At 59.0% G+C, this 20,727-nt stretch carries 25 protein-coding genes; 11 read left to right on the top strand and 14 right to left on the bottom strand.

Annotation, left to right across the window (positions count from 1 at the left end; all coding sequences use genetic code 11):
• Nucleotides 1-416: 416 nt before the first annotated feature.
• Entirely contained in the window at nt 417-1,208 is a 792-nt protein-coding gene (locus AC07OG_RS12475) for a crotonase/enoyl-CoA hydratase family protein (RefSeq protein WP_218425320.1), read from the top strand.
• Nucleotides 1,209-1,328: 120 nt separating this feature from the next.
• On the opposite strand, the gene AC07OG_RS12470 is transcribed toward AC07OG_RS12475, so the two are convergent.
• Entirely contained in the window at nt 1,329-2,084 is a 756-nt protein-coding gene (locus AC07OG_RS12470; RefSeq protein WP_060540946.1) for a spermidine synthase, read from the bottom strand.
• A 150-nt stretch (nt 2,085-2,234) separates the two neighbouring features.
• Between AC07OG_RS12470 and AC07OG_RS12465 the strand changes: the two genes are divergently transcribed.
• Nucleotides 2,235-3,581, top strand: a complete 1,347-nt coding sequence (locus AC07OG_RS12465; RefSeq protein WP_060540945.1) for a class II 3-deoxy-7-phosphoheptulonate synthase — start codon at nt 2,235-2,237, stop codon at nt 3,579-3,581.
• Nucleotides 3,582-3,674: 93 nt separating this feature from the next.
• Here the strand turns inward: AC07OG_RS12465 and AC07OG_RS12460 are convergent, their stop codons facing one another.
• The 3 genes from AC07OG_RS12460 to AC07OG_RS12450 form a co-directional block, all read right to left on the bottom strand.
• A complete protein-coding gene (locus tag AC07OG_RS12460) occupies nt 3,675-4,904 on the bottom strand; it encodes a winged helix-turn-helix domain-containing protein (RefSeq protein WP_495067158.1) in 1,230 nt (409 codons plus the stop codon).
• A gap of 69 nt (nt 4,905-4,973) precedes the next feature.
• The gene (locus tag AC07OG_RS12455) at nt 4,974-5,213 is read right to left on the bottom strand and encodes a DUF1127 domain-containing protein (protein ID WP_082457509.1); all 240 of its coding nucleotides are present in this window, start codon (nt 5,211-5,213) and stop codon (nt 4,974-4,976) included.
• A gap of 160 nt (nt 5,214-5,373) precedes the next feature.
• Nucleotides 5,374-5,595: a DUF1127 domain-containing protein gene (locus AC07OG_RS12450; RefSeq protein ID WP_060540943.1), complete on the bottom strand. Its 222-nt coding sequence runs from the start codon at nt 5,593-5,595 to the stop codon at nt 5,374-5,376.
• A gap of 95 nt (nt 5,596-5,690) precedes the next feature.
• Here AC07OG_RS12450 and AC07OG_RS12445 point away from each other — a divergent pair, with 95 nt between their 5' ends.
• Complete coding sequence (locus AC07OG_RS12445) at nt 5,691-6,545, top strand: LysR substrate-binding domain-containing protein (RefSeq protein WP_060540942.1); 855 nt, start codon at nt 5,691-5,693, stop codon at nt 6,543-6,545.
• On the opposite strand, the gene AC07OG_RS12440 is transcribed toward AC07OG_RS12445, so the two are convergent.
• On the bottom strand, nt 6,535-7,269 hold the full coding sequence (locus AC07OG_RS12440) for a sulfite exporter TauE/SafE family protein (RefSeq protein ID WP_060540941.1): 735 nt from the start codon (nt 7,267-7,269) through the stop codon (nt 6,535-6,537). The genes AC07OG_RS12445 and AC07OG_RS12440 overlap by 11 nt on opposite strands.
• Before the next feature lie 125 nt (nt 7,270-7,394).
• On the opposite strand from AC07OG_RS12440, the gene AC07OG_RS12435 reads away from it, so the two are divergent.
• From AC07OG_RS12435 to AC07OG_RS12425, 3 genes are all read left to right on the top strand, one after another.
• A complete protein-coding gene (locus AC07OG_RS12435) occupies nt 7,395-8,351 on the top strand; it encodes a LysR family transcriptional regulator (RefSeq protein ID WP_495067157.1) in 957 nt (318 codons plus the stop codon).
• An 84-nt stretch (nt 8,352-8,435) separates the two neighbouring features.
• The gene (locus AC07OG_RS12430) at nt 8,436-8,897 is read left to right on the top strand and encodes a MarR family winged helix-turn-helix transcriptional regulator (protein WP_495067156.1); all 462 of its coding nucleotides are present in this window, start codon (nt 8,436-8,438) and stop codon (nt 8,895-8,897) included.
• 332 nt (nt 8,898-9,229) lie between these two features.
• Nucleotides 9,230-9,649 (top strand): organic hydroperoxide resistance protein, encoded by a 420-nt coding sequence (locus AC07OG_RS12425; RefSeq protein ID WP_060540938.1) that lies wholly within the window; start codon nt 9,230-9,232, stop codon nt 9,647-9,649.
• A 204-nt stretch (nt 9,650-9,853) separates the two neighbouring features.
• Here the strand turns inward: AC07OG_RS12425 and AC07OG_RS12420 are convergent, their stop codons facing one another.
• Both AC07OG_RS12420 and earP read right to left on the bottom strand, forming a co-directional pair.
• Nucleotides 9,854-10,423, bottom strand: coding sequence for an elongation factor P (locus AC07OG_RS12420; protein WP_060540937.1), 570 nt, complete (start codon nt 10,421-10,423; stop codon nt 9,854-9,856).
• Between the two features lie 48 nt (nt 10,424-10,471).
• Nucleotides 10,472-11,614 (bottom strand): elongation factor P maturation arginine rhamnosyltransferase EarP, encoded by a 1,143-nt coding sequence (gene earP / locus AC07OG_RS12415; protein WP_495067155.1) that lies wholly within the window; start codon nt 11,612-11,614, stop codon nt 10,472-10,474.
• Nucleotides 11,615-11,737: 123 nt separating this feature from the next.
• Here earP and AC07OG_RS12410 point away from each other — a divergent pair, with 123 nt between their 5' ends.
• Both AC07OG_RS12410 and AC07OG_RS12405 read left to right on the top strand, forming a co-directional pair.
• The gene (locus tag AC07OG_RS12410) at nt 11,738-12,148 is read left to right on the top strand and encodes a hypothetical protein (protein WP_060540935.1); all 411 of its coding nucleotides are present in this window, start codon (nt 11,738-11,740) and stop codon (nt 12,146-12,148) included.
• Nucleotides 12,149-12,150: 2 nt separating this feature from the next.
• Nucleotides 12,151-12,633, top strand: coding sequence for a GreA/GreB family elongation factor (locus AC07OG_RS12405; RefSeq protein ID WP_060540934.1), 483 nt, complete (start codon nt 12,151-12,153; stop codon nt 12,631-12,633).
• Nucleotides 12,634-12,639: 6 nt separating this feature from the next.
• Here AC07OG_RS12405 and cysB read toward each other — a convergent pair whose 3' ends face one another.
• The 5 genes from cysB to AC07OG_RS12380 form a co-directional block, all read right to left on the bottom strand.
• Nucleotides 12,640-13,614, bottom strand: coding sequence for an HTH-type transcriptional regulator CysB (gene cysB / locus AC07OG_RS12400; protein ID WP_053161674.1), 975 nt, complete (start codon nt 13,612-13,614; stop codon nt 12,640-12,642).
• A 113-nt stretch (nt 13,615-13,727) separates the two neighbouring features.
• A complete protein-coding gene (locus tag AC07OG_RS12395) occupies nt 13,728-14,231 on the bottom strand; it encodes a universal stress protein (RefSeq protein WP_060540932.1) in 504 nt (167 codons plus the stop codon).
• A 95-nt stretch (nt 14,232-14,326) separates the two neighbouring features.
• Nucleotides 14,327-15,232 carry a 5'-nucleotidase gene (locus AC07OG_RS12390; RefSeq protein WP_495067154.1) on the bottom strand — a complete coding sequence of 302 codons (906 nt, stop codon included), beginning with the start codon at nt 15,230-15,232 and terminating at the stop codon, nt 14,327-14,329.
• 20 nt (nt 15,233-15,252) lie between these two features.
• Nucleotides 15,253-16,209, bottom strand: a complete 957-nt coding sequence (locus tag AC07OG_RS12385) for a putative 2-dehydropantoate 2-reductase (protein WP_495067153.1) — start codon at nt 16,207-16,209, stop codon at nt 15,253-15,255.
• Nucleotides 16,206-16,592 carry a thioredoxin family protein gene (locus AC07OG_RS12380; protein ID WP_060540929.1) on the bottom strand — a complete coding sequence of 129 codons (387 nt, stop codon included), beginning with the start codon at nt 16,590-16,592 and terminating at the stop codon, nt 16,206-16,208. Before AC07OG_RS12380 ends, AC07OG_RS12385 begins: the two co-directional genes overlap by 4 nt.
• On the opposite strand from AC07OG_RS12380, the gene AC07OG_RS12375 reads away from it, so the two are divergent.
• Both AC07OG_RS12375 and AC07OG_RS12370 read left to right on the top strand, forming a co-directional pair.
• Entirely contained in the window at nt 16,591-17,034 is a 444-nt protein-coding gene (locus AC07OG_RS12375) for a PilZ domain-containing protein (RefSeq protein WP_495067152.1), read from the top strand. The two genes, AC07OG_RS12380 and AC07OG_RS12375, sit on opposite strands and share 2 nt — an antisense overlap.
• A 182-nt stretch (nt 17,035-17,216) precedes the next feature.
• Nucleotides 17,217-18,293: a 3-deoxy-7-phosphoheptulonate synthase gene (locus AC07OG_RS12370; RefSeq protein WP_060540927.1), complete on the top strand. Its 1,077-nt coding sequence runs from the start codon at nt 17,217-17,219 to the stop codon at nt 18,291-18,293.
• 85 nt (nt 18,294-18,378) lie between these two features.
• Here AC07OG_RS12370 and AC07OG_RS12365 read toward each other — a convergent pair whose 3' ends face one another.
• On the bottom strand, nt 18,379-18,666 hold the full coding sequence (locus AC07OG_RS12365; RefSeq protein ID WP_020800382.1) for a GNAT family N-acetyltransferase: 288 nt from the start codon (nt 18,664-18,666) through the stop codon (nt 18,379-18,381).
• 640 nt (nt 18,667-19,306) lie between these two features.
• Between AC07OG_RS12365 and oprI the strand changes: the two genes are divergently transcribed.
• A complete protein-coding gene (gene oprI, locus AC07OG_RS12360; RefSeq protein WP_007943620.1) occupies nt 19,307-19,558 on the top strand; it encodes an outer membrane lipoprotei OprI in 252 nt (83 codons plus the stop codon).
• 124 nt (nt 19,559-19,682) lie between these two features.
• On the opposite strand, the gene AC07OG_RS12355 is transcribed toward oprI, so the two are convergent.
• Entirely contained in the window at nt 19,683-20,654 is a 972-nt protein-coding gene (locus AC07OG_RS12355) for a L,D-transpeptidase family protein (protein WP_060540926.1), read from the bottom strand.
• Nucleotides 20,655-20,727 lie beyond the last annotated feature (73 nt).

Raw genomic sequence — 20,727 nt, 5'->3', positions numbered from 1 at the left:
TGCCTCTAAGTGCATCCGCAAAGACCCATGCTCCAAAGCTGCGCGTGCCGTGTTGAGACTCAAGAGTCGCCCTGGCAGCTTTGTCGGCGGGGATTTGCGAAAACGAATGAATGAAAGAATCGTTTAGGAAGTGTTCGCTGGGCGAACTTGCAACCGAATCTGACTTCGGGGAATTGCGCCACCTAAACGCGGCCCGGCTAAAGGCCGGCGCGCACTATACCGGAATTCGCCCAAAAAGGGAGCTTTTTTTATCGTAAATGCGCTGGATAAACCTTTGCGTCACAGGCTTTGCGGATAATCGATCGAGCGTCTACTTTTCAAAGGCCCGGCCCTGCGGCTGAAGAAGCTAAAACGGTTCACCCTTGCAGTGCAGACCGCCTGTCTGACAGCCCCTTCCCCACCCGAGGAACTGCTCCATGAATCAGCCTTCTTCCAGCCGAGTCAGCCGCCAAAGGCAGGGTCATGTTCTGATGATCGGTCTGGATCGGGTGGCCAAGCGCAATGCCTTCGATCTCGATCTGCTCAACGAACTGAGTCTGGCCTACGGCGAATTCGAAGCCGACAGCGAAGCACGGGTGGCGGTGATTTTCGGCCACGGCGAACACTTTACCGCCGGGCTCGATCTGGTCAACGCCAGCGCGACATTGGCCAATGGCTGGCTGCCGCCACCCGGTGGCGCCGACCCCTGGGGTATTTCTCCCGGTCCTCGAGTCAGTAAACCGGTAATTGTCGCCGCGCAGGGTTACTGCCTGACCATCGGCATCGAGTTGATGCTGGCAGCCGACATCAACCTGTGCGCCAGCAATACCCGATTTGCGCAAATGGAGGTGCAGCGCGGGCTCTTCCCGTTCGGTGGGGCAACCTTGCGCCTGCATCAGGTCGCCGGTTGGGGCAACGCCATGCGCTGGCTGCTGACCGGAGATGAGTTCGATGCCCATGACGCATTGCGCTTGGGACTGGTGCAGGAGGTCATGGCCAGCGAAGATTTGCTGCCACGGGCGATGGAGCTGGCCGAGCGCATCGCCCGCCAGGCGCCGCTGGGTGTGCAGGCAACCTTGATGTCGGCCCGACAGGCCCGCTATGAGGGGGAAACCGCCGCAGCACAAGGGTTACCACCGTTGGTGAAGAAGTTACTGGCCAGCGAGGATGCCGCCGAGGGCGTGCGCTCCATGGTTGAGCGGCGGCCCGGAGTTTTCAAGGGGCTTTAGCCTTGTATTGGTTTTTAGGCCCCCTTCGCGAGCAAGCCCGCTCCCACATTGGATTGGTGATCGATTCAGATCAAATGTGGGAGCGGGCCTGCTCGCGAAGGGGCCATCACAATCAACCAATTATGTCGCCGGCCGAATCGCCTTGATCAACGACTGCAACGAATAACCCAACCGTGGCGCCAGGCCTTCAGCCCGGGCGATCAACCCTTCCAGGTCAAGTTGCTGATCCAGTTCCGAAGGCACGATCAGAATCACGTTGCCCTCCTTCACCGGCAATTCCCAGTAATGACGGTGATACAAACCGCGCAACAAGGCTGCACCCAATGGCTTGCCATCATCGGTGGCCCACTGATTGATCACCAGCCAGCCACCCGGATTCAGGCGTTTTTGACAGTTTTCCAGAAAACTCCAGGCCAAATGCCCGACCCCCGGACCGACATCGGTATACAGGTCGACGAAAATCAGATCAGCCGGCTCGGCGCTATCGAGCAATTCCAGCGCATCGCCAACACGGATATACAGCCGCGGATCGTCATCCAGGCCCAGATATTCGATGGCCAGGCGCGGTACGTCGGGACGAAGTTCTATGGCTTCGACGTCTTCCAGCGGCAAGAACTTCAGGCACGCCTGGGTCAGCGTGCCGGCTCCGAGACCGAGGAACAGCGCGCTTTCCGGCTGCTCGTGACACAACGCACCGATCAGCATCGCCCGGGTATAGTCGTACTCCAGCCAGCTCGGATCGGCGGTGAACACACAGCTTTGCTCGATGGCATCACCGAATTCGAGAAAACGGTAGTCGGCCACTTCCAGTACGCGAATCACGCCAAACTCGTCCTGTACCTCGGCGAGCAGATGCTCGACGCGCTCCTCAGTCATCTTGTCTCCTGATCGTCACCCGGGGCGGCGACGCGATAACACCGCGCGCAGGGCACGGCAAAGGCGCGATTGTCGGCCAAGCGACGGGAACAGGTCACGCACTAATTGCTGATAACATGGTCGTCCGAGCGTAAAACATTAGAGACCGTGATGAGCCAACCCTGGAGTCCTGACAGCTGGCGCGCCCTGCCGATCCAGCAACAACCCCGATACCCCGACGCCGCGCACTTGCTGCACGTCGAGCAGACCCTGGCCAGCTACCCGCCACTGGTGTTTGCCGGCGAAGCCCGGGAGCTGCGCCGTCAGTTTGCCGAAGTGACCCAGGGCCGAGCGTTTCTGCTGCAGGGCGGTGACTGCGCCGAAAGCTTTGCAGAGTTCTCCGCCGCGAAAATCCGCGACACCTTCAAGGTGCTGCTGCAGATGGCGATCGTCATGACATTCGCTGCCGGCTGCCCGGTGGTCAAGGTCGGGCGCATGGCCGGGCAATTCGCCAAGCCCCGCTCGGCCAATGACGAGACCATCGACGGCGTGACGCTGCCTGCCTACCGGGGTGACATCGTCAACGGCATCGGTTTCGATGAAAAAAGCCGCGTGCCGGACCCGGAGCGCCTGCTGCAGTCTTATCACCAGTCCACCGCGACCCTGAACCTGTTGCGCGCGTTCGCCCAGGGCGGGTTTGCCGATTTGCATCAGGTCCACAAGTGGAATCTGGACTTCATCGCCAACTCGGCGCTGGCGGAAAAATACAGCCACCTGGCCGATCGCATCGATGAAACCCTGGCCTTCATGCGCGCTTGCGGCATGGACACTTCGCCGCAACTGCGTGAAACCAGCTTCTTTACCGCCCACGAAGCGCTGCTGTTGAATTACGAAGAAGCGTTCGTGCGCCGCGACAGCCTGACCAATGACTATTACGACTGCTCGGCGCACATGCTGTGGATAGGCGACCGCACCCGCCAGCTCGACGGCGCACACGTTGAATTCCTGCGCGGGGTGAACAATCCGATCGGGGTCAAGGTCGGCCCAAGCATGAACCCTGAAGACTTGATCCGGCTGATCGACGTCCTTAATCCGGACAACGACCCCGGTCGTCTCAACCTGATTGCGCGGATGGGCGCGAACAAGGTCGGCGACCATTTGCCACAACTGATCCGCGCAGTGCAGCGTGAAGGCAAGCAGGTGCTCTGGAGCAGCGACCCGATGCATGGCAACACCATCAAGGCCAGCAGCGGTTACAAGACCCGCGACTTCGCGCAGATCCTTGGCGAGGTGAAGCAGTTCTTCCAGGTTCACCAAGCCGAAGGCAGCTATGCCGGCGGTATTCATATCGAGATGACCGGGCAGAACGTCACCGAGTGCATCGGCGGTGCCCGACCGATTACCGAAGACGGTTTGTCGGATCGTTACCACACCCATTGCGACCCGCGGATGAATGCCGATCAGTCCTTGGAGTTGGCGTTTTTGATTGCCGAAACCCTCAAGCAGGTTCGGCGGTAAATCGCATCCCCCCATCGCGACCAGGCTCGCTCCCCCACTGGTTCTGTGTCGTTCACAAATCCAATGTGGGAGTCTGCTCGCGATGGGGCCAGTTCAGTCACCTTCAATCCGTACCAATGCCACCCGCAACCGCCCTGCACTTTCGCGCTGACAATTGAGCTGAACCTGCGCCAGCCCTAGCCAGTCCGCCAGCTTTCGCAAATTGAGCGCCAGCGCCCGCATCCCCTCCCCATCCAGCCCCGGCACTTCCTCGTGCACCGCGTGCACCACCAACCGACCCGCCGCCCGCTCGGCGCGCAGATCAACCCGGGCGGCGATCCGTTCGTTGTGCAAAAACGGCAACACGTAATAGCCGTAGACCCGCTTGTCCTGTGGCGTGTAGATCTCCAGTCGATAACGAAAATCGAACAGGCGCTCGGTGCGGCTGCGCTCCCAGATCAGCGAATCAAAAGGTGAAAGCAAGGCGCTGGCTTCGACCTTGCGTGGCGACTTCGCATCGGGCAGACAAAATGCCGGCTGCCGCCAGCCCTGGACTTCACAGCTCAATAACGCCCCCGCCTCAACCAGTTCCGCCAGGCGCGCACGAGCATCACCCGGGTTCAGGCGAAAGTAATCTCGCAGATCCTTTTCCGTACCTATACCCAAGGCGGTTGCCGCATGCAGCAACAGGCCACGCTGAGCATCGGCTTCCGTGAGCAGCGGCTGGGCGAGGATCGCCGAGGGAATCACCCGCTCCGGCAGGTCATAAAGCCGTTCGAATCCACGCCGCCCCGCCACAGTCACTTCACCGGCGGCAAACAACCACTCCAGCGCATGCTTCTCCGCGCTCCAGTCCCACCATGGCCCGGCCCGCTCCTGACGGGTTGACAGGCTTCCAGCAGCCAGCGCGCCCTGCTCCTCAACAGCAGCCAGGACCCGGCGAATCGTATCTTGCTGCTCCCGGCCAAAACGCGCCAATTGCTGATAGATATCTTCGCCACGGCGCGCCCGCTGCATGCGCCAGCGCAGCAACGGGTACATGGACAACGGAAGCAAGGAAGCTTCATGACCCCAGTACTCGAACAACGTGCGTCGGCGCCCCGAGCTCCAGGCAGCCTGGTCGAGCAAATCGGATGAGTAATTGCCGAGACGAGAAAACAGCGGCAGATAATGTGAGCGCACCAAGGCATTGACCGAATCGATCTGCAGAATGCCAAGGCGCTCGATCAATCGATTAATGCGTGCCGGTGTAACCAATGCGCACGGGCGACGCGCGGTAAACGCCTGGGCAGTCAGCGCCAGACGTCTGGCTTTTTTCAAGGACAGGCAAAGAAGTGCAGGCATTCAATGGCTCTGGTTGATGACGAGGCCACTCCACCTTAGCCCTCTGCGTAAAAAACGCCACCGCCGCCCTCACCGCTTCAGCGGATCTTCCCAGAAAGGCCGGCACGCTTCGCGTCTGACATCCGCCCGGCTCAAGCCGATGTCACGTAAACGATCATCGCTCAGGCGCGACAACTCGGCACGATCTCGATGCAGTTGCCGCCAGCGTGCCACTTGCACCAAGGCTCGGGAAAAATGCACAGCGCAGTTGCCCGAGGCGTTGCGCAACGATTTGGACAGGACTTTTGCAGCAGATTGTTTGTCTTCCATGACGACCATCCTCAGGATTGAGGCGGCAGTCTTGTACTGTTGGCGGGGAAGCTCCAGTCAGGTTCTATGACTGTCTGTTTCCGCTCGGCACCCACCCCACGTTTGCAGGCACTTGCCATGATTCATGGGGCGGTGACCGAATATTTCCTGCGGTTTCAATTTATTTTCCATTGCTCAAGGGATCTTGCCAGAAGTGCCGCTCGGCCTCCTGTGCGACGTCTGCTCGACTCAAGCCGATATCCTTCAAGGCTTCGTCGCTCATACCCGCCAGCAACTCGCGTTCACGATGCAATTCATACCAACGGCTGAATTTGTGCAGCAGGTCGGAGACGACATGAATTGAATGTTTTTCGGCATTGATAAAACCATGTTGACCTTTCATCTTGTTGCCCTCCGTTTGGATGGCTCAAGTCTCCCCCCGGGGCTAAGATCAATCCAACAAATGTTTCTGATGGCAACCATCTCGGAGATTGATGTATGTCGGCCTACCCGAGTATCGATACCGAAGTGCTGCGCACCTTTGTTGCGATCGCCGACCAGGGCGGCTTTACCCGAGCTGGTGAATTGGTCAATCGCACCCAGTCGGCCGTGAGCATGCAGATGAAACGGCTGGAAGAGGACGTGCTGCAGCGCCAGTTGTTCCAGCGCGACGGACGCCAGGTACGCCTGACCGCCGAAGGCCAGGTGCTACTCGGTTATGCCCGCAGAATCCTCAAGCTGCACAGCGAGGTTTTCAATACCCTGCGCGAGCCAGACATGATCGGAACGGTGCGCATCGGTACACCGGACGATTACGTGATGCGTTTCCTGCCAGGGATTCTGCGACGGTTCGCCCAGTCCTATCCGCTGATCCAGATCGAAGTGCACTGCGAATCATCCAAGCAACTGCTTATGCGCCAGGACCTGGATCTATCGATCGTCACCCGCGAGCCGGGTAGCGAAATCGGCCAGTTGTTACGCAAGGAGCGTTTTGTCTGGGCCGAAGCGCAATGCTACAGCGCCCACGAACAAACGCCGTTGCCGCTGGCGATGTTCAACAGTGATTGCTTCTGTCGTCTCTGGGCGTGCAATGCCCTCGACGCCATCGGTCGCGATTATCGCGTTGCGTACAACAGCGACAGTCTGTCGGCGATCATGGCGGTGGTCAGCGCGGGCCTGGCAATCACTGCGCAACTGGAGAGCCTGATCACTCCGGACATGCGCATTCTCGGTGAAGCAGAGGGGCTGCCACTGCTGCCGGAAGCCAGCATCGTGCTCGTGCGCAACCTGCATAATCCCTCGCCGATCACCGAATGCCTGGCCGAACACATCGCCGACGGCTTCAAACCTTAAAGGCGAGCGTTACCGCGCAGAACACCAGGAAGCCGCAAAACAGTCCTCGCAGCAATCGTTCCGGCAGTGCGTGGGCGATTTTCACGCCCCAACTGATACTCATCAAACCGCCAACCGCCAAGGGCACACCGATCAGCCAATCCACTTGATGATGCACCGCGTAGGTCACCAGTGTGACACCGGTGCTCGGCAGCGCCAGCGCCAGGGACAACCCTTGCGCGACCACCTGGCTGGTGCCAAACAGACTGGTCAATACCGGTGTGGCGACCACTGCCCCACCCACGCCAAAAAGCCCGCCCATGGTGCCGGAAGCCGCACCCAACACACCCAGCCATGGCCATGAGTAGTTCATCTGCGAAGTAGCCGACGAGCGAGTAGAGAACATTCGCGCCAGGTTGTAGGCCGACAGTGCGACAAGGAACGCGACAAAGCCGAGACGCATGGTTTGCGCATCCATGCCTACTGCCCAGATCGAGCCGAGCCAGGCGAAGCAGAACCCCATCGAGGCCAGTGGCAGGGCGTGATGCAATTCGATTTTGTTGCGCTGGTGATAACGCCACAGTGCCAGCATCACATTCGGTACTACCATCACCAGCGCCGTGCCTTGGGCAATTTGCTGATCCAGGCCGAACAAAACGCCCAGCAGCGGAATGGCAATCAAGCCGCCACCAATTCCGAACAACCCGCCGAGTGTGCCGAGGGCTGCGCCAAACACCAGGTACATCAAAAGCTCAATCACTGCGATTTCCCCCACTCACATCAGGCTTTGATCCTACGCAGATGTTTGTGGCGGGGAAACGCATAGCGACGCACAATGGCTTTGCCACATCCGCATAAGCGCAGAACGCCATGAATCCCAATCAACTGACCGAGCAACTTGGTTTGTTTCTCGATGTGCTGGAAACCGGCAGTTTTTCCGCCGCGTCGCGCCGCCACCCGCTGACACCTTCGGCAGTGTCACGACGGATCGACAGCCTGGAGCGTGCGGTCGGCAGCCAGTTGTTCCTTCGCAGCACCCATGCGGTACGTGCCACACCGGCGGGACTGGCCTTTGCCGAGCGCGCCCGGCGGATTGTCGCCGAGCTGCGCCTGGCCCGGGCCGAAGCTGTGTCCCTGAGCAGCGCGCCGGAAGGCCTGATCCGGGTGGATGCACCGGCGGCGTTCGGGCGGCGACACTTGGCCCCCGTGGTTGCCGACTTTTTATTGCTGTATCCCGGCCTCGACGTCCAGTTGCACTTGATCGACAGTTTTGTCGACATGCAAGGTTTGAATCTGGGCAAGGTCGATCTCGTACTGCGTGCCGGACTGATGGCTGACAGCCGATTGGTGGCCACGCCGCTTGCGAGCATGGTGCGCATCGCATGCGCCAGTCCGGATTATTTGCAGCGACGCGGAGTGCCGACCAATCCGGAGCAATTGAACGGACACGATGGCCTCGACTGGGATGGCCTCGCCCCACCGTTCGCCTGGCGCTTCGAACGCGACGGGCAGATGTATCTGCACCGCCCGGCGCGAATCCGAATGAGCGCCAACAATGCCGAAGCATTGGTCTGCGGTGCGCTGGCCGGTTTGGGCATCGCACACTTGCCGACCTGGCTCGCCAGTGAATACCTGCTGCGCGGTGAACTGCTGCCGTTGTTCTGCGAAACCGGCCTGCCAAAGCCGGAGAGCGCCGGTATCTATGCCTTGCGCCTGGAGCAGCAACCCAACTCCCGCAGCCGCTTGTTGCTGGAATACCTGAAAACCCGTTTCAGCCCCATACCGCCTTGGGATCTGGTGCTGCAAACCCATCTGCAACAGCACTGACGTGGGTAAACCTTGATTGAAAATTATCTGGCGCATTAAAGATTTGGCCGCTAGATTCTATAAATCACAGATCAAGGCTTTGACATGACCACCAAACACGGCACCCCGGACAACTGCGACCATCTGTTGCTGGACAATCAGGCCTGCTTCGCCCTGCATTCCACTTCATTGATGATGACCAAGGTCTATAAACCCCTGCTGCAAGCGCTGGGCCTGACCTACCCACAATACCTGGCGATGATGGTGCTGTGGGAACGGGACGGTTTGACCGTAGGCGAAATCAGCACACGGCTGCTGACCGACCCTGGTTCGCTCACACCCCTGCTCAAGCGCCTGGAAGCCGAAGGCCTGCTCAGCCGCACCCGCAGTCGCGAAGATGAACGGGTGGTGATCGTCGAACTCACCGAACAGGGCCGCGCCCTGCGCGACAAGGCCCGTGGCATCCCCCAATGCATCCTCGGCGCCAGCGGGATGACGCTGCAGCGACTGCAGAAACTGCAAGCGGAGCTACAAGAACTGCGCAGCCACCTGCAAGCCAGCCTCTAACCTCAAGTCATACAAAAAACCTGTGGGAGCGGGCTTGCTCGCGAAAGCGATGTGTCAGTCAACCTCTGGATTGCCTGACCCTGCGCCTTCGCGAGCAAGCCCGCTCCCACAGTTGTTTTTCACTGGGCAAAAATATTCATCGCTGAGAAGCCTGCCGGAAAGGCTCTAAACCGGCTCTCACAACCCGTCACATGCCGTCATCGACTTGATCACTGGGGATTTTTTCAGAATTTATATTGCGCACTAATTATTTGCGCGATATATTCATCTCGCACTTACTTAACGCGCAAACATTTAGCGCAAAACACCAAATTCCAAATGAGGCTTCCACCATGCAAACTCTCTACACCGCAGTCGCAACTTCCACCGGTGGCCGTGACGGTCGTGCGGTTTCGAGCGACAACATCCTCGACGTCAAACTCGCTACCCCGAAAGAACTCGGCGGTGCAGGTGGCGCAGCTACCAACCCGGAGCAACTGTTCGCCGCTGGCTACTCAGCCTGCTTCATCGGCGCCCTGAAATTCGTTGCCAGCCAGAGCAAACGCAGCATCCCGAACGATACTTCGATCACCGCACACGTCGGCATTGGCCAGATCCCTGGCGGTTTCGGTCTGGACATCGACCTGCATGTCAGCCTGCCAGGACTTGAACAGGCCGACGCGCAAAGCCTGGTCGACGCCGCCCACCAGGTTTGCCCGTACTCCAACGCTACCCGTGGCAATGTAGATGTGCGTCTTCACGTTGCGGTCTAACCGTTGTCCAGCGCCCTACTGTAGGAGCGAGCAGGCTCCGGGCGGCGTACCGACGAGGAGCGTCCAGACAACGCGGGCACTCAGCAAGCCCGCGTTATCGTTAAAGACCATCGCGAGCACGCTCGCTCCTGCAGGAGACGGGTTTCATCCAGGCGAAAAAAAGCCCGACTCAATGGTCGGGCTTTTTCATTCCTCAAGCAGTGCTTATTTGGCACGGCCTTTGTAGGAACCGCCTTCGCGGGTATCGATCTCGATCATGTCGCCGATTTCGATGAAGTCAGCAACCGACAGCTCGGTACCGTTCTTCAGTTTGGCAGGCTTCATCACCTTGCCGGAAGTGTCGCCGCGAGCGGAACCTTCGGTGTAGTCAATCTGACGCACGATAGTGGTCGGCAGCTCTACGGAAACCAGGCGCTCTTCAAAGAACACGGCTTCGCAGACGTCGGTCATGCCTTCTTCGATGAATGGCAGAACGCTTTCGATGTCTTCGGCGTTCAGCTCGTACATGGTGTAGTCAGTGGTGTCCATGAACGTGTAGGTGTCGCCGTTGATGAAGGACAGGGTCGCTTCTTTACGGTCGAGGATTACGTCGTCCAGTTTGTCGTCGGCGCTGTAAACGATCTCGGTCTTGTAACCGGTCAGCAGGTTTTTCAGCTTGGTCTTCATGATCGCGCTGTTACGACCAGACTTGGTGAATTCAGCTTTCTGAACCAGCCAAGGATCGTTTTCGAGACGGATCACGGTACCGGGTTTCAGTTCTTTACCAGTTTTCATTGCGAATATCCGAATTTGGATGGGATTTACAAAAATCTAGGCCGCGTATCATATCCAATTTCCATAAAACTGTACCAGCGCCGTGGCAAGATCGGCCTGCAAGGCCTGTTCCAGACACCACTTCTCGGCGTGTTTTTCCATCTCTGGCCAGTGTTTACGAGTGGATTGCCAGTGGTCGGTCATTTTCTCACCGGCATTCCATGCTCGCCATAGACCGCTGATCGCCTCGCCCGCAGGTTCAGACAGGCCCTTTACATAGAGTTCCAGGAAGGCTTCGAGCTTGTCCAGGTGGACGTCTTCTTCCTGCTGATAGATGTGCCAGAGCAACGGCCGGCCGGCCCATTGGGCGCGCACGAAGGAATCTTCGCCGCGCACGGCATTGAAATCGCAACACCACAACAAGCGGTCATATTGATCCTGTCGGACGAACGGCAGCACTTGCACGGTCAAGGCACCCCGTACATGCACGGCGCCGGCTGGCAGCCCCTTCTTTGCGAGCCAACGCTCGACATCGCCAAGAATCCGACCTTCGGGCACCAATAGATGAGTGCTCGTCGAATCTGCGGCCATTGCATCGAGCCAACTGGCCAGCCCGGTATTTTCGTAGGCAAACAGCGAGATCAACTGCGCGCCCGGCGCGCGATCAACTCCCAGACCTTGCAGGAATGTTCGCTGGCTTTCGGGACTTTGCTGAAATTGCCGGCGCTGCTCCAGCAACTCGCGCTCACGCAACAGACCGCCGGTGCCCTTCTGGAATCCGGGGAAGAAAAAGTACTTCTGCACATTCTTGTACTTCACCGAAGGCAAGCCGTGGCAGCCAATCACCCAGTCCTCGGCGCTCAGGTAATCGAGATTCATCCACAGCGGCGGTTTTTCCCGCTCCGCCATGGCCTCCATGTAAGCGCCGGGCAACTGGCAGGCGAACGCGGCAATCACCACATCGCCAGCTTGCGTCGGCGGCCACTCGGCGGGCCACTGTCGTACCTCGACACCCTGTTGCCACTGTTGCGCAAGGTGGATGTCGATATCCGGGCACAGACGCTCGAAAGCCCGCAGATCATCGACCCACAGGCGTACCGCCAGACCCTGTTCGGCTACCAGTTGCCGGGCCAGGCGCCAGGTCACGCCAATGTCGCCGAAGTTATCCACCACGGTGCAAAATATATCCCAGCGGGTTTTCAGTTCAGGCATTGCGGGCTCCCGTTGGCAAAGGCGCCGATTGTCCGCATAAATTACCCCGTGCAGAAGAGCCGACGGCGATTAATCTTCATGCGACAATCGGCACTCGCCCGCGACCTTCGCCAGGAGGCAACCATGACCTACCGTGCCACCCCCCGCCGTCACTTGCCGATCCGGCTCAATGCCCTGCAACTGACCGGCAGTATTGCCCTCGGTGTATGGCTGGGTTTCGTCGCCATCGCGCTGACCTGCTGGCTCGCTTCGCGCCTGCTGTTCAGCGAGCAACTGGCCCCGGTCTCGGCAGCGATCGAGCAACTGGCCAAACCGCCGGTAGCGGCGCAACCGGTACCGGACATCCCGGCGCAGAGCCCGCTGTTCGACCAGTACGAAGAAAACCTGCGCAAGAATGAACAACAGCAACGACTCGACCAGGCGCGCAGCAGCGGCCGCAATCTGGCCAATCCTGCCTGCCAGTTCTGGCTGCAGCAGGACCGGACCATACCCAGCGAAAAAAGTCGCGCCAACGTCCTGCAGTTTTGCGATTGATCATGAACAAACTCAGCGTCCACCAACTGATTCTCGACAAGCTGCGGATCGATCTCGACATCGCCGAACGTGCTGCGCAAACCGCTTACGAAACCGCGACCCACGAAGAAAACATCGCCGAGAACAAGTACGACACCCTGGGCCTGGAGGCCTCTTACCTGGCGGCCGGGCAGGCCAGGCGGGTGGAGGAAATTCGCCAGTCGCTGACGCTCTGCCAGAATCTGGTACTGCGTGCCTACGACGCTCGGCGGGGCATTGAAGTGGGCGCGTTGCTCGGGCTCGAAGACGAAAAGGGTCGCGAGCAATGGCTGTTTCTGGCGCCCGACGCGGCAGGTTTGAAAGTCGATCTGGTGGGCCAGCTGATCACCGTCATCACCCCCCGCTCTCCCCTGGGCAAAAGCCTGCTGGGCAAGTTCGAGGGTGATGAGGTGGAGATTCTGGTGGCGGGTGCCCGGCAACAGTACGCTGTCACCGAGGTCGTCTAGCCAAAATCAGTGAACGGGCAGTTCGACGCCGTCGAATAGCTCTTCCAGCTCCTGCTTGTTGTGGCACGCAATGGCTTTGGCCATGACTTCGCGGGTCAGGTGCGGCGCGAACTTCTCGATGAAGTCGCACATGAACCCCCGCAGGAAGGTGCCGCGACGGAAACCGATCTTGGTCACGCTGGATTCGAACAACTCGCTGGCATCGAGTACCACCAGGTCACTGTCGAGTTTGGTATCGACGGCCATTTTCGCCACGATGCCTACGCCCAGGCCCAGACGCACATAAGTCTTGATCACGTCGGCGTCGGCCGCGGTGAACACCACTTTCGGCGTCAGGCCGCGATGACTGAAGGCTTCGTCGAGTTTCGAGCGGCCGGTGAAACCGAACACGTAAGTCACGATCGGGTATTCGGCCAGCGCTTCGAGAGTCAGCTTCGACAGCTTGGTCAAAGGGTGACCCTGGGGCACGACCACGCAGCGGTTCCAGCGATAGCACGGCATCATCACCAGGTCGCCGAACAGTTCCAGCGCTTCGGTGGCAATGGCGAAATCAACGGTGCCGTCAGCGGCCATTTCGGCGATCTGCATCGGCGAGCCCTGGTGCATGTGCAGGGCAACATCCGGGTATTGCTTGATGAAATTGCTGATCACCGGCGGTAGCGCATATCGCGCCTGGGTGTGAGTGGTGGCAATCGACAGCGTGCCTTTCTTCTCGTTGGAGAACTCCTGGGCAATCTGCTTGATGCTTTCGACCTTGCGCAGAATCTCGCCAGCGGTAGTGATGATGCGCTCACCGGCTGGTGTGACGCGGGTCAGGTGCTTGCCGCTGCGGGCGAAAACTTCGACGCCCAGTTCGTCTTCAAGGAGACGGATCTGTTTGCTGATACCCGGTTGAGAGGTGTAAAGGCTTTGGGCTGTAGCGGAAACGTTGAGGTCGTGGTGCGCCACTTCCCAGATGTAGCGCAATTGTTGAAGCTTCATATCAATCCCTCAAAGCAGGTAGACGCCACGGGCATCAGCGACGGTATATAACTATATTAATGGCGTGAAGAATAAATCTAGAACTTTTTTATCAGACTGCCACTATTGATGCTCTAGAAATCCCCCTGGCGACGACGTTGCACCAGCGGCACCAGATAGACCGGCACCTTGGCCAGCTGCAGCACACGCGCTGCGGTGCGCCCCAATGGCGTGTCCACACCTGCCCCCTGGCTGTGACTACCTACGATCAGCAAATCCACGGAGAGTTTCTGCGCCTGCTCCAGAATCACCTGAGCCGGATCCCCCTGCAGCACGCGTACCGCCTGGATGCGCGCCAGGTCATGCTCGCCATCCTCACCCAACTCTTCACGAAAACTGTCCAGTACGCGCTGTTCAATGTTGGCTATCACCGTATTCAGACCCTGGCTGTGGAACTCGTTCAGTGCCTGCTCATCGAGATAGCTCTGCAATACAGATTCGGCAAACAGCCCCATGGGCTCGACCGCGTGCACCACATACAAGTTGGCATTGAAGGTTCGAGCCAGCTCCAGGGCGTGCTGCATCACTACAGGTGCGTACAGTCCGAGGTCGGTGGCATACAACATCGAACGAATCATATGACCTCCTTGAGTGGCAAGATGGCTCGGATTTGATTCAGCTTAGCAGTGCCTTGGCGACTACGACGTCCGGCGTAACACATTGAACGGCGGGGTTAAACCTTTAGCTCATTGCTGATGCCATGGGGTACGTGACCGGTGGCGACGACTTCACGGGCCAATTCGCAATGCCCGGCCTGATCGTCGAAAAACACATCGGCCGCGAACGCCTCGAGAAACGCCGACTTGGTCAGGCCCCCAAGAAACAGCGACTCGTCCAGACGAATATCCCATTCGCGCAAGGTACGGATAACCCGTTCATGGGCCGGAGCCGACCGGGCCGTCACCAGGGCGGTGCGGATCGGACAGGCGTCGTCCGCGAATTCACGCTGCAACAGATTGAGCGCGGCAAGAAAACCCTTGAAAGGCCCGCCGCGCAATGGCTCACGGGCGGCTTCGCGCTCACTGGCCTGAAACGCTTCCAGACCACCGGACTGATAGACACGCTCCGACTCGTCGGAGAACAGCACCGCATCGCCATCGAAGGCGATGCGCAATTCGTCACTGGCCGCGCGGCTGGCACCGCCGGACAAAATGGTCGCCGCTGCAAACCCGGCGTCCAGTGCATTGCGTACGTCTTCGGCGTGGGTCGAGAGAAACAGGTCGCAGCCAAAGGCCTTTAGATAGGGGTACGGGCTGCGCCCGCCGACAAATGCCGCGCGGGAAATCGCCAGCCCGTAATGGTCGATCGAGTTGAACACCCGCAGGCCGGTGTCGGCACTGTTGCGCGACACCAGAATTACCTCGACCCGGGCGCGGCCCAGCCTGGCATTGAGGCTCAAGAGCTTTTGCACCAACGGAAAGGCATCGCCGGGTTTGAGGATTTCGTCCTCGTGTTCAATCTGATATTGCCGGTAGGCCTCGACACCACTCGCCTCGTAAACCTTGTGGCTTTCACTCAGGTCGAACAGCGCCCGCGAAGAAATCGCCAGCACCAGTTTGTCGTCAATAACCTTCGGCATGCCCTTCCCCCTCGGGTCGATCAACCCAGGTTGCGTCGATCAATAAAACTCAAGCTGCGGTACAACGCCTCGATGCGCGGCATTTCACATCCCGCCGCCCTGGCCACCACCAGCGCACGGGCATAGATCGCGGCCAGCTCCAGTGGTCGCTTGTGCAGGAAGTCGTGGTACATGCTCGGCCAGTAGTCGGGCATATTCTCGGTGACCTTGAACAAATGCTCGGCGTAACCCGTCGGCACCTCATGGCCGCAGGCGATGGCGCCCTGGACCACTTCATCCATCAATGCCTTGACCAGCATACGGCTATCGGCATCGGCCATCAGCGGTGTGGTGCTTGCCCCCAGCAAAACCGAAAGACCGTTGTAGGGAATATTCCACACCAGTTTCAGCCAGCGCGCCTGATTCAGGTTCGCCATGGCCTGGGAGTCGATGCCGGCAGCGCGGAACAGGCCGACGCCTTCTTCGACGATCGCTGTGCGCGCCGCTTCATCGGCACAACCGCTGTGATAGCCGACATGCACCGCGCCGAGCGCCTGATGAGTGATCACCCCGGGGCCTTCGCGATGGACGCAGATATAGCAAAGCCCGCCTAGCACATGCAGTGAGTCGGGGAGCAATTGGCGCAAGCTGTCTTCCACGTCCAGGCCATTTTGCAGCAGCAGCACTTTCGCCCCCGGCGCCGCGGCCTTGAGTATGGCCGGTGCCAGATCCGCGTTGCTGGTGGTTTTTGCGCCGACCAGCAACCAGTCGCAGGGTGGCATGTCTTCAGCCGACGAATAAGCCTGAACCGGATTCAACGTCAGCGCGCCATGGGGCGCGCTATCAACGTGCAGGCCGCGCTCGGCCACCGCGCTGAACTCGCTGCGCAGCAGAAAATGCACATCAAACCCTGCCCGCGCCAGCATCACACCGTAGAAACCGCCAATTGCGCCCGTCCCGATAATGCCGACTACCGGCTTGGCAACTGTCCCCTTCATGGCAACTCCTCTGCTGTTCCACCCAACGCCTGGCCCAAGGCTGCATTCAGCTCGATACGGGTCAGGCGCGATTGCAATGCCCCATAAAACTCACCGTCACGCACGACAAACAGTGCCGGCAAGTGAAAAACCGAATAACGCTCGACCAGGCCGCCGTTGTTTCCGGCATCGATCCAGCACAGTCGATCGACCGCCAGTTCGAGTCCGGGCAGTTGCTCGCGGGCATAACGGCAACTGGCGCAGCCAACGCTGGTAAACACAACCAGCGAAACACCGCTCATCGCCAGCAGCCGTTGGTCGGCGTCGAAATCGGTCAGTTCCGATTCGACCACTATACTGGGGAAAACAATGTCAGATGACCGACACATGGAGTCCGTGCTCATGGGACGTTTTCTTCCTCATCCTGACGATATACCCGTCGAATTGACCTTGCTCAAACCCGAATGCATCTCGCGGCAACAGCTGCACACTATCAGCCTGGGGGGCATGGCTTGCAATTATCACCGTGCATGGCGCCACGGTACGGCGCTGGAAGTGCGCATGCCAACCCTGAATCCGGACATGCGCTATCTGGGGTATGTCGCCTGGTGCCTGCGACGCAAGCGCGGTTATCTGGTCGGTATTGCCTTTGTCGACGAACAGACACTGTTTAGCGCCCGAATGGGCGAGCAAGTCTGCCAGATTGAGCGCTACTGTCGCCTGCATGACAGCCTCGACGACCTGCAGGGTATTCAGGCCCTGGCCCTCGAATGGGTGCAGGAACATGCCAACGAATTCTCCCACGAATCGGTGCACAAGGCATTTGCCCAACCTGCGCTGGATTAGAAACATTCTCGTTTTCCCCGGCACGAGGGGAAAACTGTTTGAGAATGCCCTCCAAACCCGCGTCTGCCCATTGTCGAGCCACGGTGTAACGCGCTAAGGTTCGGCTCCCCGACGCGCTTAATTTGCTGCGCTCCGCCGCGCGGGTTCGCTGGCGGCCGCACCCGTGACCTGACGAGTAAACGATGGCTGATTTACCGATCAACGACCTAAACGTCGCCTCCAACGAGACACTGATCACTCCAGATCAGCTCAAGCGCGATATCCCCCTGAGCGACGCCGCCCTGCGCACCGTCACCAAGGGCCGCGAAGTCATTCGCAACATTCTCGATGGTACCGACCACCGCCTGTTCGTCGTCATCGGGCCTTGCTCGATCCACGACATCAAGGCGGCGCACGAGTACGCCGAGCGCCTCAAAGTGCTCGCGGCAGAAGTGTCCGATACCCTGTATCTGGTCATGCGCGTGTATTTCGAGAAACCACGTACCACCGTGGGCTGGAAAGGCTTGATCAACGACCCGTATCTGGACGACTCGTTCAAGATCCAGGATGGCTTGCACATTGGTCGCCAATTGCTGCTGGACCTGGCCGAAATGGGCCTGCCGACCGCCACCGAAGCCCTCGACCCGATCTCCCCGCAATACCTGCAGGACCTGATCAGCTGGTCGGCCATCGGCGCTCGTACCACCGAATCCCAGACCCACCGTGAGATGGCTTCCGGCCTGTCCTCGGCGGTCGGCTTCAAGAACGGCACCGACGGCGGCCTCACCGTTGCGATCAACGCCCTGCAGTCGGTTTCCAGCCCGCACCGCTTCCTGGGCATCAACCAGGAAGGTGGCGTGTCGATCGTCACCACCAAGGGCAATGCCTACGGTCACGTGGTGCTGCGCGGTGGCAACGGCAAGCCGAACTACGACTCGGTGAGCGTTGCGCTGTGCGAACAGGCGCTGAACAAAGCGAAGATCAAGCCCAACATCATGGTCGATTGCAGCCACGCCAACTCCAACAAAGACCCGGCCCTGCAACCGCTGGTGATGGAGAACGTTGCCAACCAGATCCTCGAAGGCAACCAGTCGATCATCGGCCTGATGGTTGAAAGCCATCTGAACTGGGGCTGCCAGGCAATCCCGAAAGACCTCGCCGATCTGCAATACGGCGTGTCGATCACCGATGCCTGCATCGACTGGACCGCCACAGAGAACACCTTGCGCAGCATGCATGCCAAGCTCAAGGATGTGCTGCCCAAGCGCGCTCGCACCTGATCGCCTGTTTGGCCGCACAAAAAACGCAGACAAAAAAACGCCGGGCTGAACCCGGCGTTTTTTTATGCGTTCGTTTTACTGAAGCTCACTGGCTCAGCTTGGCGGCATGGCGCTGATGACGTTCCATGTAGCGTTCGACGTAGGAGCACGATGGAATGACGGTGTAACCCATTTCCTCGGCGTACTGCAGAGCCTGCTCGGTCAGTGCCGCCGCAATGCCGCGACCACGCAATGCGTTGGGCACGAAGGTTCGATAGATATCCAGGGTCTGCTTCCCCAGATCCATATAGGTCAGATAGGCACGATGACCGTCCACATTGGTCTCGAACTGATGACCAGCCTGGTCATGGTGGATGGACAACGCCTCGCTCATCACTACTCCTCGCGGGTCTGGATTTCCGACCCCTACCTTACCGATGTTTTTCCGGCGAAGGAACATCTACGCCACCCCGTGCCAGAATGGACACCGAGAAGAGCTGCACCGATCTCGCGTTACCGAGCACGTACAAATAGTAGGCACCATTGGCAGAAATGCTCAAGGTACGCTCGTCATCACACAGGTTGGCGGGTGCTGCCCCGGGTCACGCAGGAAGGGCTCGACCGTAGATCCCCCCAAGGTCGAGAGCCTGAACATTGCCGGATGTTGAGACTTGAGACGAACGCCCTTTGTTAAAGTCACCTGAACATGGTGAAAGATATGGGACGCACCGCGCAAAATCCGAATAAAAGTGTAAACGAATCCATATAGACTGCCTTTAGCCAAGGTCGGCAAAAAGAGCCCGTAAACAGGGAACTTTTCCGTTGCGGCGCGCTCAGGATCGGGGCTTGTAGCTGGATATTTTTTATACGATGTCGTTAAAAGTTGCTCGAAAAAGAATCAACGCCTACAATTTTTTATGCTTCTTGCTTCACGTCAGTTTTACTTACTACAAGTAATGGGTAGTATGTACGCCGGCTATTTCCTCACTCTGAGGAGACAGTCACTTAATAGAAAGTCCTTGAAGGGGAACACGATGAACAACGTTCTGAAATTCTCTGCTCTGGCTCTGGCCGCAGTTCTGGCTACCGGTTGCAGCAGCACATCCAAAGAAACTGAAGCACGTCTGACCGCTACTGAAGACGCAGCTGCTCGCTCCCAGGCTCGTGCAGACGAAGCTTACCGTAAAGCTGATGAAGCTCTGGCTGCTGCTCAAAAAGCACAACAGACTGCTGACGAAGCTAACGAGCGTGCTCTGCGCATGCTGGACAAAGCTAGCCGCAAGTAATAATCCTTCGGGATTGTTATCAAGCCGACCCATTTTTTGGGTCGGCTTTTTTATTGCCCGGCGTTTCCTCCAGGCAATAAAAAACCCGCCGGCGCAGTCAGCGCCGGCGGGCTCTTTGCAGGCGTTACTGCTGCAGGTCGAGCGGCGTGCTCGACACCATCGGCGCAGCCGTCCCCGGTACCGCGATTTCCACCGGCAGACCGTCTTCAGCCGCAACCACATCACGCACCACATCCCAGTTCATGCGCAGGTTGTTGGTGATGTCTTCACGCTTGAGCATCGCGTTGATCACCGCGGTGTGCTTGTCGACCACCGAAGGGTTGCCCTTGTCGTCCAGCGGCGTGTGCGCTTCCAGATAAACCTTGCCGCCACTCATGCCGAACTTGTACGGGTCATTGATGATCCGCACCGACGTCCCCACCGGCACCATGCCGGCCATTTCCAGCACGTTGTTGTTGAACATTCGGAAGCAGCCATGGCTGGTGCGCATGCCGATGCCAAACTTCTTGTTCGAACCGTGGATCAGGTAGCCCGGTGTGCCCAATGTGAACTTGAACGGCCCCAGCGGGTTGTCCGGGCCTGCCGGCACCACGTTGGGCAGCGGATCACCGTCGGCGGCGTGCTCGGCCTTGATCGACGCTGGAGGGGTCCAGGTCGGGTTCGGTGTCTTCGCGGTGATGCTGGTATGGGCAATCGGCGAGCCCCAGCCCTCACGACCGATACCCAGCGGGAAGGTGTACACCACGTTCCGGCCTTTCGGGTAGTAGTAGAGGCGGTATTCGGCCAGGTTGATCACAATGCCTTCACGCGGTCCCGGCGGCAGGATGAAACGGGTCGGCAGAATGATTTCGGTGCCGGCACCCGGCAACCATGCATCGACGCCCGGGTTGGCCGCGACCATTTCCGTGTAGCCCAGGTCGTAAGCGGTACCGAGGTCGGCGAAGGTGTCTTCGTACTTGGCCTTTATCACCTGGACCTGGCCAATGATGTCTTCGCCGGGCGGTGGCAGGGGAAGCTCCAATGCTGCAACTGGGCCGGCCACAAACAGGGCAGCAAGAGTCAGGCAGCGGGTGACGGCAGGAAAGCGCGGCAACATCCGGAAAATCCTTCGTGATCAACAGAGGGTATAGGCGCGAGATTGTACACCGCTGCCCAGTGATTCGGGGAGT

The organism is Pseudomonas sp. GW821-FHT09H03 (assembly GCF_059415945.1).
This window is presented reverse-complemented; position numbering and strand designations above follow the sequence as displayed.